This window comes from Flavobacterium notoginsengisoli, assembly GCF_014207905.1.
In the GTDB taxonomy this organism is placed as follows: Bacteria; Bacteroidota; Bacteroidia; order Flavobacteriales; family Flavobacteriaceae; genus Flavobacterium; species Flavobacterium notoginsengisoli_A.
Genome location: NZ_JACHLB010000002.1, coordinates 106,154 through 118,244, shown reverse-complemented (window position 1 = coordinate 118,244; position 12,091 = coordinate 106,154). Strand labels below are relative to the sequence as shown.

Here is a 12,091-nt window from a genome sequence, read left to right as displayed (position 1 = left end):
GCGTCTACACAACAAATATCCACAATACGTTAGACGCGCTGCGATGTGTCTCAACAGAATAACAAAATCAAAATTTGATAAAAACACAACATGAAAAATACATTTATTCTTTTCTGTTTTCTAATCATAAACTTTTCTTTCGCACAGAAAAAACAGGATTTTAGTGTAGTCTCTCCAAATGGAAAAATTGAAGTAAAAATTGCTTTGAATGATAAAATCTCTTGGTCAATTTCACATGAAAAAGATTTGATTTTGGCTCCATCTGAAATGGCTCTGACTTTGGATGGGAATGTTATTTTAGGACAGAATCCAATTGTTTTAAATTCGAAAAAAGAAAGTATCAATACTTCTTTTGAAACACCTTTGTACAAAAAGAAAACCGTAAAAGATCAATACAGCAAATTGACGATTAATTTCAAAAACGATTTCAGTCTTGAATTTCGTGTTTTTGATGATGGCGCGGCGTATCGTTTCATCACAAAAAAGAAAAAAGAAATTACAGTTAAAAATGAAGAAGTTGTTTTAAATTTTGATCAGGATTACAACACTTTGATACCTTACGTTCGCGATTTAAGAAACCCAAAAGATCAGTTTATTTCTTCTTTTGAATCACATTATGAAAACAAAAAAATAAGCGGATTTTCGAAAGATACTTTGGCATTTTTACCTTTTTTAATTGATTATAAAAACCATAAAAAAGCTGTCTTCTTAGAAGCAGATTTAGAAGATTATCCGGGATTATTTGTCACCAACAATAAAAATAAAACAGGTTTTGAATCTCGTTTTTCAAAGTATCCAACTCAAGAAACCAATGGTGGATTTAATTTCCTAAATAAATTAATTACCGAAAGAGCTGATTATTTGGTAAAAACCAAAGGCACAAGAACTTTTCCGTGGAGAGCGATTGTTATTGCTGAAAACGACGCTGATTTAGCTAATAATGATATGGTTCAGAAATTGGCAGCACCATCAAGAATAAAAGACGTTGCATGGATAAAACCTGGAAAAGTCGCTTGGGATTGGTGGAACGACTGGAATATTTATAACGTCGATTTTAAAGCGGGAATTAATACCCAAACCTATAAATACTACATTGATTTTGCTTCTAAAAACAAAGTTGAATATGTTGTTTTGGACGAAGGCTGGAGTGTTGAAACCGATATTATGAAACACAATCCGAATGTGAATTTGGAAGATTTGATTGCTTACGCGAAAGAAAGAAACGTTGGTATTATTTTGTGGGCTTCGTGGATGGCAATAAACAATAAAGTAGACGCCGTTTTTGACAATTATGCAAAACTGGGCGTTAAAGGCTTCAAAGTTGATTTTATCGATCGCGATGATGCAAAAATGGTCAATTCTGTTTATGATATTGCACAAAAAGCAGCAAACCATAAACTAATCATTGATTTCCATGGAATGTATAAGCCAACTGGAATTCAGCGAACTTTCCCAAATATTTTAAATTTTGAAGGTGTAAAAGGTTTAGAAAATAATAAATGGACACCAAATGACGATGTGCCTCTTTACGATACAACAATTCCATTTATTAGAATGATGGCAGGCCCAATGGATTATACGCCTGGTGCGATGCGAAATGCAACCAAAAGCGAATTCAAACCAAGTCATTCGACACCAATGAGTCAGGGAACGAGATGTCATCAATTGGCACTTTACACCATTTTTGAAGCGCCTTTACAAATGATGGCGGATAGTCCAACCGCTTTTATGAAAGAACAGGAAAGCACTGATTACATCTCTAAAGTTCCAACTACTTTTGATGAAACCATTGCTCTTGATGGCGAAGTTGGAAAATACGTTTCCATTGCCAGAAGAAAAGCAAACATTTGGTATTTAGGCGCCATCACAAATTAGGATTCCAGAGATATTACAATTGATTTTTCTTTCCTTGAAAAAGGTAAAAAATTCCAAGCCGAAATTTTCTCAGACGGACTAAACGCAGACAAAGCTGCAACCGATTATAAAAAAGAAATTATAACTGTTGATTCAACGACAAAACTAAAATATCATTTAGCAAGCGGTGGTGGATTAGCAATGATTATTAAATAAAAAAGGAGAACAAATTGTTCTCCTTTTTTATCATTTTACATTTTACAAATAACATTTTACGCCAGTATCTTCTCAATAGCATTCAATTCATCATGCGTAAATTCGGTATTCTGCAAACAGTCAATATTATTACACAATTGTTTTACAGAACTTGCTCCAATTAAAACCGATGTAATTCGTTTATCTTTCTGCAGCCAAGCCAAAGCCATTTGTGCCAAAGACTGGTTTCTATTTTTAGCAATTTCATTCAGCTGAATTAATTTCTCAATACGTTCCTGCGTCACCTCATCTTCTCTCAAATGTCCGTTTGGATTATGCGCACGTGAATTTTCAGGAATTCCGTTTAAATATTTATCAGTCAAAAGTCCTTGCGCCAAAGGCGAAAAGGCAATACAGCCAACTCCCTTTTCTTCTAAAACATCTAACAACCCATCTTCTACCCAACGTTGTAGCATTGAATATTTAGCTTGGTGAATCAAACATGGCGTTCCCAATTGCTTCAAAACATCAACCGCAACACGAGTCTGTTCCGCAGAATAATTACTGATTCCAACGTACAAAGCTTTTCCACTTCTAACAGCATAATCTAAAGCCATCATAGTTTCCTCAATCGGCGTTTCTGGATCTGGGCGATGCGAATAAAAAATATCAACATAATCGACTTTCATTCGTTTCAAACTCTGATCTAAACTTGACAATAAATATTTTCTAGAACCCCAATCCCCATAAGGTCCGTCCCACATGGTGTAACCAGCTTTGGTTGAAATAATAATTTCATCTCGCAAATTTCCTTGAAAGTTATGCCAAAGAATTTTACCAAAATTAGTTTCGGCAGAACCTGGAACAGGTCCGTAATTGTTCGCTAAATCATAATGAGTAATTCCTTTATCAAAAGCTTCTACAGCAATGCTTTCGGCATTATCAAAATTATCCACCGATCCGAAGTTGTGCCATAATCCTAAAGAAATCTCTGGAAGCAGCAATCCGCTTTTCCCGCATCTGTTATATTTCATTGTTTTAATTTTGGAGTTTTAATAGATTTTAAAGGTAAAAAACAAACGCCAATAATTAAAAATCTAATTCATTTTAAATTTTGTAAATTTGTTTAAATTCTAAAATTATGAATACTAGCTGGCAAAACTTAATTTCAATAAATCCTGATATCAGATTTGGTAAACCCGTAATAACAGGAACTAGAATTTGTGTTTCGGATATACTTTCATGGCTTTCTACAGGAATGTCGTTCGAAGAAATTATTGAAGATTTCCCTGAATTAAATAAAGAACATATTCTTGCTGCTTTAGCCTTTGCTGCTAATAGAGAAAATATCACAAAAATAATTGCAGCATAATGAAACTGCTTTTAGATGCCAATATTTCCTGGAGAATAACCAAACTTATTGAAACTGATTTTCCTGATTGTTTTCATTCTAAAGACATTCCCGTAAATCAGCCTGCAAAAGATTTGGAGATTTGGGAATATGCCAGAAAAAACAATTTTACCATTCTTACCCATGATGATGATTTTGAAAAATTATTACTTCTTAGAGGAGTTCCTCCAAAAGTAATTATTTTAAAAACTTTCAATAAAAACACTAAACAAATAGCTGAGCTGCTTATTTCAAAAAAAGATATTATAGAATCATTTAATCTAAATGACGAATTAATGATTTTAGAAATCTATTAAAAGAAATCGCCACGAATTCACGAATTACTAGTTTCAAAATTCGTGAATTCGTGGCGAAAAAACCTTTGTCTCTTTGTCCCTTTGAACCTCAAAAAAACTATTCTTTAATTTCAAAACCACTTTGCAACCCTTTATCAGAGCTTCCTCCAACCATGATTTTAAAAGTTCCCGGTTCAACTAAATAAGCGCCTTCATTATTATAAAATCCAAGTTCCTTATCCGTTAAAGTAAAGTTTACCGTTTTTGTTTCTCCTTTTTTCAGATTTACCAATTCAAAGCCTTTTAATTCTTTAATCGGACGAACGATGCTTGCGTATTCATCATGAATGTATAATTGCACCACTTCTTTTCCGTCGTAATTTCCTGAGTTTGTAACCTCAACACTTACTTGAACATTTTCTCCTTTTGCAAAAGCAGGTTTATTAATTTTAAGGTTTTTATAATCGAATTTAGTGTAGCTTAATCCAAAACCAAACGAAAATTGAGGTGTTTTTTCCACATCCATGTAATGTGACCAGAAAACATTTTTATCACTGTCAATTGGTCTTCCTGTACTGTATTTGTTATAATAAATCGGCACCTGACCTACATTTCTAGGAAATGACATTGGCAGTTTTCCGCTCGGATTATAATCTCCGTATAAAACCTGCGCTACAGCATTTCCGGTTTGAGTTCCTAAATGCCAAGCTTCCACAATTGCTGGAACATTTTCTGCAGCCCACGGAATACTCAACGGACGGCCATTATTTAAAACCAAAACTACATTCGGATTTACTTTAAAAATTTCTTCTAATAATTCTTGCTGTAATCCTGGCAGATTCAAATCGGTACGGCTTCTTCCCTCTCCACTTTGGAATCCGTATTCACCTAAAACCATTACCACAACATCGGCATTTTTTGCAGCTGTTTTTGCAGCTTCAAATCCGCTTTTATCTGTGGTATTGAAAACTGTTTCTGTTAAGAAAGTCGCTTTTTGTTTCAATAAATCAACTCCTTTTTCAAAAGTCAACTGATTGTTTTTGTATTGCTGCATTCCTTCTAAAACCGAAACCGCAGTGTCATCAGAAGCGGCAATTCTCCAGCTTCCCAACGGACTGTTTTTATCATTTGCTAAAGCTCCAATCAAAGCGATTTTCTGTCCGGATTTCTTTAGCGGAAGTAGATTTTTTTCATTTTTTAATAAAACGATAGATTTCTTCGCCATATCCAAAACGCCCTCATTGTTAGCTTTGCTTCCAACAACTTCTTTTTCACGTTTTTCGTCACAATATCTGTACGGATCATCAAATAATCCTAACTCAAATTTCACTCTTAAAATTCTGCGAACAGCATCATCAACCAAAGATTCTTTTACTTTTCCAGATTTTACTAAGTCAACTAATTTGGCAACATATAAATACGATTCCATATCCATATCAGAACCTGCAATAACCGCTTTTGCCGTTGCATCAGCTTCGTCTTTTGCATAACCGTGCGCGATCATTTCGCGAATCGAAGCGTAATCCGAAATTACAAATCCGTCAAACTTCCATTTTCCTTTTAAAATATCTCTTTGCAAAAAGGCATTTCCAGTTGCCGGAACACCATTCAAAGTATTAAACGAATTCATAAACGTACGAACTCCTGCATCAACAGTGGCTTTAAAAGGAGGCAAAACCGAATTGTACAATTTAGAATTACTGATATCTACAATATTATATTCCAATCCTGCTTCCACATAACCATAAGCGGCAAAGTGTTTCGCACAAGCCGCAATAGTATTTACTTTAGCCAAATCGGCCACCGTTTCTCCTTGAAAACCTTTTACTCTGGCATAACCCACTTTGCTTCCTAAATACGGATCTTCTCCTGCGCCTTCCATAACACGTCCCCAACGCGCATCATTCGCAACATCGACATTTGGACCAAAAGTCCAGTTAATTCCTGACGCAGAAGCCTCATCTGCCGCAATCGCCGCCGATTTCTTAATCGCTTCTAAATCCCAACTTGCTGCTTCAGCTAACGGAATCGGACTTAACGTTTTATAACCATGAATTACGTCAAAACCAATAATCAACGGAATTCCCAAACGAGTTTCTTCCACCGCAATTTTCTGTACGGCACGCACTTCTTTCACGCCACGCACCGTAAGCATCGATCCGACTAATCCTTTTCTTAAATGTTCGTATTTTAATTCTGCCGTTCCGCCTTTTGGCGCTGGCCCCGTAACATCCCAAAAACCATTATATTGGTTCATTTGCCCTACTTTTTCTTCCAACGTCATTAACGGTAAAAGCAGATCTATACGTTGTTCAACAGTTTTATTCTTATCCAGATACGGCTTTTTTTGTGCATTCATATTTCCAACAGTAAACAGAGCAAAAACTCCAATAATTAGTATTTTTTTATTTTTCATATTTGTGGTTTAGTTAGTTTTTTTTTTAAGATTCTAAGGTTCTGAGGCACTAAGATTCTAAGTTTTTTTTGGGCGTGTCCCTCCGGGTCGGGCTATCCGTTTCAAGTCCTCGCCTGTTCGTTCCTCACGGCTGTGGGCTTTCCACTTCTATCCCTCACGCAAATCGTTTTCAAAAGAGCATTTTGGTTATCTTGTCATTTCGACTGGGAGAAATCGCACTCGTGATTCGACAAAGATTGGCGACGTTCTGTGTGGAGTTTCTAGTGTGATTTCTCCTTTCAGTCGAAATGACAAAAAATGCGGGACTTCGACTTCGCTCAGCCTGACAAAAAATCTAAAATCTAAAATCTAAAATCTTTATTCTTGCTTCTTTCTTCTTTACAAACTCACTCAGAAACAAAACAAGAAGCAGGCAAATTCGCTTTATTAAACAAATCCGATTGCGTTGTGTTTCCCCATGCAAATCTCACTTTTGCCGGAGAAGCCACTTTTTTACTTGTCAAAATCACTTCGTTATTTTTAATTGAAGCTTCGGCAGGATAGAAAACTCCATCAGTTCCTGCAACTTCAAACTGATTTGATTTTTTGTCTTTGAAATACAATCCGTCTCCATAATCAAAAGAAACGGTTACTTTATTTTTATCTATTTTAATGGATTTGAAGAGCGGTCCATTAACTAAATTAGAATTTACTTTATAAGTTTCGGCAAGAGCCAAATTCGCCAGACGAATTCCAACCGACTTTTTGTTTTTTGGATGAATATCAATCGTATCCGAAATATCACTGATTACGACCATTCCAGTTTTCGGAACTTCTTTCAGCAGTTTTCTTTGCGAATCTCTAACCGTAACATTTGAAAAGTTATTACTTCCAGTTTTAAAAGGCGCAATCTGAACATAATAAAACGGAAATTCGTCTTTCCATTCTTTTCTCCAAGATGTAATTAAAGCACCTAAAGTTTTATCATAAACCAACGATCCAACATTAGATTCTCCCTGATACCAAAGCGTTCCTGCAATTTTAAATCCGATAATTGGATAAATCATCGCATTGTAAGCGCGTCCAGGTTGTCTTGGTCCGTATTCTTGTTCGTTGAGTTTTTTGGCGTTTTCTAATAAAACAGGGTCGTTGTTTACTACATCTGCTGACATCCAGATTTCTGCAGGAGTTCCGCCCCAATTGGAAGAAATTAATCCGATGGGAACATTTTTTAAATCTTCGCGAAGACGTTTTGCAAAAAAGTAGCCAACTGCACTGAAATACTTCATAGTTTCAGGAGTTGATTCAACCCAGTTTCCTAATAAATTATTCTGCGGATTTTCGGCTGTTAATTTCGGAACGGTAAAAAATCTAATGTTTGGATTTGTAGCATTCTTAGCTTCTTCTTCCCCATCGTCAATTCCCCAGCTTGCAGACATTTCCATATTAGATTGTCCAGAACAAAGCCAGACTTCACCAATCAAAATATTCTTTAAAACTACCTCGTTATAACCTTTTATAGAAATGGTAAAAGGCCCACCGGCTTCAGGAGTTTTAATCGTCAATTCCCATTTTGCTTGATTGCTCGCCACGGTTTTATATTCCTGATTATTCCAGCTTGAAACCAATTTGATTTCTTCTTTTGGATTTGCCCAACCCCAAATTTTCACTTCAGAATTGCGTTGTAAAACCATATTATCACTAAAAATATTCGGAAGCGAAACGTTTGCCATCATAGTACTGGAAATCAATAAAAAGAAAACAAACTTATAGATATTATTTTTCATTTAGCAGTTTCTTTAAAAATGGTGCATATTCATTTGCCAAAACCTTATGATCTGCCACATCCGGATGTCCAGAACATCCATTTGGAGTCATTGGTTTAAATTTGAAAATCTGAATGGTTTTGTGTGCTTTATCATCCGCGAAAGCGTTTTTAACTTTATTCAGACATTCTTCAAAAATTATTGCTCTGTCTCCGCCAACCATCGGACTGTTTGTAATCACAATTTGTGCTTTTGGATTGTGTGTATAAAGCATTTTTATAAAATCAATATAATTAGAAACATACTTTTCTGCATTAAAAGGAAGACGTTCTTTTTTTCCATCTCCACCAGAAAAATCATTTGTTCCCAAAGCAATACTGATGATATCTGGCTGAAAAGCAAAGTCGTATTTCGGTTTCGAAGCATCTTTTGTCAGATATAAATTTTGATAAACATCTGGCATTATGGCTTCGTCTTTATGCTCGTCATTCCAGTTTCTATACATTCCGATTCCCGAAACACAGCTCATTAAATAATCAACACCAATTTCACGAGAAAGCGTTGGTCCGTAAGCATAATAACCATTATGATGATCCATATATTCGCCTTTATCGCAAGGTACGTCTGATGGATCGCTCGCCGCGCCACAGGTAATAGAATCGCCTATGAATTCGATTTTCTTTTTCTTCTTAAATGAAATCGGAATTAGTTTCGCCGTTGTTCCTGCAAATAAAATATTTCCGCTTTGGGCTTCTGTATTTTTGTAAATCTCTAATTGATGTTCTTTTTTGTTTGAAGTCACTTTTACTGGAAAAGATTGTACAGCTCCTTTTTCAACTTTAATCTTTCCAATAGATTTTCCGTCCAAAACTAATTGAACATAATTATGATGTTCGTAAGCATCTACACTTTGAAGCGAAATTGAACATTCATTTCCTGTAAAATTAAAAGCAACCGAAGATGCTGTTCCGATTAAAATTACTTGGTCATTTTGAAGCTTATCCACTCTTCCTTGATACAAGAAAGTTTTAGCAGCATTTTGAGTTTGAGCATTCGAAAAGGCTGAAATCAGCAAAAACGAAATTAAAACGGCTATTTTTTTGGGAAACATAATTTATTTGTTAAATCTAAATACGATTCACAAATATATTTGAAATGAATTATACAGAAAGATACTAAAATGTCAAAATGCAATAAAAAAACACCACATAAACACATCATTTGAAGACCAAATGGCGCACATTCGTACTTTTTAGGGTGTAGTTGTTCTTTTTAAAGTAAAATAACGGTTTATATTTAGCGTTTCAATTTATATAAAACTAAAAAAATGAGATTGCGCTTACTATTATTTCTTCTGTCTGTTATTTTACTTTCTTCTTTTACAATCAAAAAGAAAGAACCTCAAATATTGGATCCAAAAACTAAAATTCAGACCGAAATAAATCGTGATTCTATTATTTCTTATGCAAAACAATATTTAGGAACTCCTTATGTATACGCAAGCAGTAATCCGAAAAAAGGATTTGATTGTTCTGGATTTGTAAGTTACGTTTTCAGCAATTTCGGAGTGACTTTGCCAAGAAGTTCCAACGGATATAAAAATTTAGGAAAGGCTTTAAAACCAGAAGAATTTAAAGTGGGTGATGTTTTAGTTTTTTATGGATATAAAAACAGAAATATTGTCGGCCACGTCGGGATTATTTGTGAGGCCAACGGAATGCAGTCCAAATTTATTCATGCTTCGTCAGGAAAAGCACAGCAAGTCACTATAACTGCACTTGATACAGAACATTATACCAAACGCTTTTATAAATGTGTTGATGTTTTGGCTAAATAGTTTTATTATTATTTTTTCACGCAGATTTTACAGATTAGAGCAGATTCAATTAGATCTTTTTACTAACTGCAATAAAAAATCTGCGAACATCTGCTTAAATCTTTTCAAATCTGCGTGAAATCAACTTTTATTCCTCTGTCAATAATTTGATCAAACTTTCATCTCTTCCGTAAATATCTTTATAGAAATTCAAATTTCCTTCGCGATCTACCCAAGCGGTAAAATAACCAATATAAACCGGAACTTTTTTCTTCAAAGTATACCAGCTTTCTTTTCCGGCGTGCATTGCTTTATCAATTCTGGCAGGATTCCATTGTGGGTCAACTTTTAACAATTCAATTGCTAATTCTCTTGGTTTTGCTACACGTACGCAACCGTGGCTGAAAGCTCTGCTTTCTCTTTCAAACAAACTTTTTGAAGGCGTATCATGCAGATAAATATTGCTTGAATTTGGGAATAAAAACTTTACCAATCCCAAAGAATTATTTTTTCCCGGAAGCTGACGAACAGAACCATTATTCCATTCTAAGTTTTTCTTTTTTAGATAGTTTTTATCTCTAGCCATTCCGGGTTTTATTTCCGATTTTATAATACTCGGCGGAACATTCCAATACGGACTAAAAACAATATTGCTCATCATTCCGCTAAAAATCACCGTTTTTGTCATCGCTTTTCCGACTACAACTGCCGATGTAAAAGCAATTTTTCCATCTTCAATTATATACAATTTAAATTCTGGAATATTAACTTCGATGTATTTCTGACCTTTTTCTAATTCGGGATCAATCCAACGACAGCGCTCCATATTGGCAATAATGGTTTTGATTCGATCTGAAACTGGAATATTTAAATCAGTAATATGTTCTTTTAAAATGATATTTTTTGGAGTATAACCATGACGCAATTCGTAGTTTTTCATGGCTTTCATCAAAATCGTATCGCAGACAGCGCTTTTTGTGTCTTCTTTCAAATCTTTAGTAGCAAAAAGCCTTTCTCTAATTTGAGCAACAACATCTGAGGAATCACCAACTTTTAGACTTTTATAATCTTCTCCCGTTTCTATTGTTTTCCAACCACCATTTTTCTCTATTTCTCGATATTCTTTTAAAGCATCACGAAGCTTGTAATACTGACTGAACATCTTTTTTTTCTTATCATCCAAAATGGTTGATTTCTTAAAAATAGAATCAGATAGCACTTGATAATTGAACTTTTTTCTAGGCAAAAGCCATTCCATCGAAATACTTGTTTTTTCGTCAAAACCTGCGTAGACTTTCTCTGCATAATAGTAATACAAATTAGAAAGCAGTAAATCGGTATCTTCTTTAGACAGTTTTTGAGTCGGATTATTTTCAAAAACGGCATTTAACTCTTCTTTATAAGGATAATTGGCTTTTAGTCCTTCTTGATCTAAATTTTTGTATTGATTGAATAAAGTATTTCCGAATTCGACAACTCCTTTATTATCCTGCCAAAGTTGAGTCGATTTATTCTTCTGATATAAAGAAATTACATCAGTCTTGTATTTTACTAATTTCGGATAACTTTCATAAAACTTTGCGATACGAGTTGTATCGATTGTAAGTTTCAATTCTGGAATCTTCTCCACTTTTTTAATTGCATTTTCTTCCTTTTTATCCGCTTTCGAATTACACGAAAAAATCATCAAAAAAATAACTGCTATAAAGGGCGTATACCAAATTTTCATAAGTAGGATTTTTTATTAAAAGTAAAAAAAAATCTATTAATTAAAAATGCTCTTGAATGAATATTAATGTTGCTATTTTTATCTGTTTCAGAAGCTTTAAAAAGTAAAAAGCTCCAAACAATTTCTTGTTTAGAGCTTTCGCCATATAACCAACCTATTAAAATTTTTAAATAACCGTACCTTTTAAAGTAAGGATTTTTGGTGTAGTTTCTGCACTAGTTGTTACAGTAACTGTTTTTGTAAAAGCACCTTTGTTTGCAGCATTGTAAGTTGCAGTAACTTTTGCAGATTTACCTGGCTGAATTGGTTCTTTTGTGTAATCTGTAGCTGTACATCCGCAAGATCCTTGTACGTTTGTAATAACTACGGCAGTTTTTCCAGTGTTTTTAAATTCGTAAACAATTGCTTTTGGAGTTCCTTGCGGAATTTGTCCAACATCAATAGTTTCTGCTTTCCAAACAATTGTAGAAGCTGTAGTTGCTGAAATTGCAGTTTCAGAAACTAAAGATTTTACTGGAGCAATTGCCGAAAAAGACATTAAGCCAAGAGCTAAAGCTAACATCGAAATTTTGATCATTTTCATAACAGTTATATTTAAAATGGTTTATAGTTCAACTTGATATTACAAAGGTAATTCAGACAAAATAAAA

Annotated in this window: 9 protein-coding genes and 1 pseudogene; 4 read left to right on the top strand and 6 right to left on the bottom strand. The window is 34.4% G+C overall.

Features of this window, described 5'->3' with window-relative positions; all coding sequences use genetic code 11:
- Positions 1-90: 90 nt before the first annotated feature.
- A pseudogene (locus tag HNP35_RS07410) lies at positions 91-2,070 on the top strand (glycoside hydrolase family 97 protein).
- Between the two features lie 56 nt (positions 2,071-2,126).
- Here the strand turns inward: HNP35_RS07410 and HNP35_RS07405 are convergent.
- A complete protein-coding gene (locus HNP35_RS07405) occupies positions 2,127-3,083 on the bottom strand; it encodes an aldo/keto reductase (RefSeq protein ID WP_184159930.1) in 957 nt (318 codons plus the stop codon).
- Between the two features lie 107 nt (positions 3,084-3,190).
- Between HNP35_RS07405 and HNP35_RS07400 the strand changes: the two genes are divergently transcribed.
- Positions 3,191-3,421 carry a DUF433 domain-containing protein gene (locus tag HNP35_RS07400; protein WP_184159928.1) on the top strand — a complete coding sequence of 77 codons (231 nt, stop codon included), beginning with the start codon at positions 3,191-3,193 and terminating at the stop codon, positions 3,419-3,421.
- Positions 3,421-3,756, top strand: coding sequence for a DUF5615 family PIN-like protein (locus HNP35_RS07395; protein ID WP_184159926.1), 336 nt, complete (start codon positions 3,421-3,423; stop codon positions 3,754-3,756). The genes HNP35_RS07400 and HNP35_RS07395 overlap by 1 nt, the downstream gene beginning before the upstream one ends.
- 97 nt (positions 3,757-3,853) lie before the next feature.
- Here the strand turns inward: HNP35_RS07395 and bglX are convergent, their stop codons facing one another.
- The 3 genes from bglX to HNP35_RS07380 form a co-directional block, all read right to left on the bottom strand.
- Positions 3,854-6,151, bottom strand: a complete 2,298-nt coding sequence (bglX, locus tag HNP35_RS07390; RefSeq protein ID WP_184159924.1) for a beta-glucosidase BglX — start codon at positions 6,149-6,151, stop codon at positions 3,854-3,856.
- A gap of 386 nt (positions 6,152-6,537) precedes the next feature.
- Positions 6,538-7,917 (bottom strand): sialate O-acetylesterase, encoded by a 1,380-nt coding sequence (locus HNP35_RS07385; protein WP_184159922.1) that lies wholly within the window; start codon positions 7,915-7,917, stop codon positions 6,538-6,540.
- On the bottom strand, positions 7,907-9,007 hold the full coding sequence (locus HNP35_RS07380) for an SGNH/GDSL hydrolase family protein (RefSeq protein WP_184159920.1): 1,101 nt from the start codon (positions 9,005-9,007) through the stop codon (positions 7,907-7,909). The genes HNP35_RS07385 and HNP35_RS07380 overlap by 11 nt, the downstream gene beginning before the upstream one ends.
- Positions 9,008-9,223: 216 nt before the next feature.
- Here HNP35_RS07380 and HNP35_RS07375 point away from each other — a divergent pair, with 216 nt between their 5' ends.
- The gene (locus HNP35_RS07375; RefSeq protein WP_184159917.1) at positions 9,224-9,733 is read left to right on the top strand and encodes a C40 family peptidase; all 510 of its coding nucleotides are present in this window, start codon (positions 9,224-9,226) and stop codon (positions 9,731-9,733) included.
- Positions 9,734-9,860: 127 nt separating this feature from the next.
- Here the strand turns inward: HNP35_RS07375 and HNP35_RS07370 are convergent, their stop codons facing one another.
- Together HNP35_RS07370 and HNP35_RS07365 are read right to left on the bottom strand one after the other, a co-directional pair.
- On the bottom strand, positions 9,861-11,441 hold the full coding sequence (locus tag HNP35_RS07370) for a L,D-transpeptidase family protein (RefSeq protein WP_184159915.1): 1,581 nt from the start codon (positions 11,439-11,441) through the stop codon (positions 9,861-9,863).
- Between the two features lie 166 nt (positions 11,442-11,607).
- Complete coding sequence (locus HNP35_RS07365) at positions 11,608-12,024, bottom strand: DUF1573 domain-containing protein (RefSeq protein ID WP_184159913.1); 417 nt, start codon at positions 12,022-12,024, stop codon at positions 11,608-11,610.
- Between the last annotated feature and the right edge of the window lie 67 nt (positions 12,025-12,091).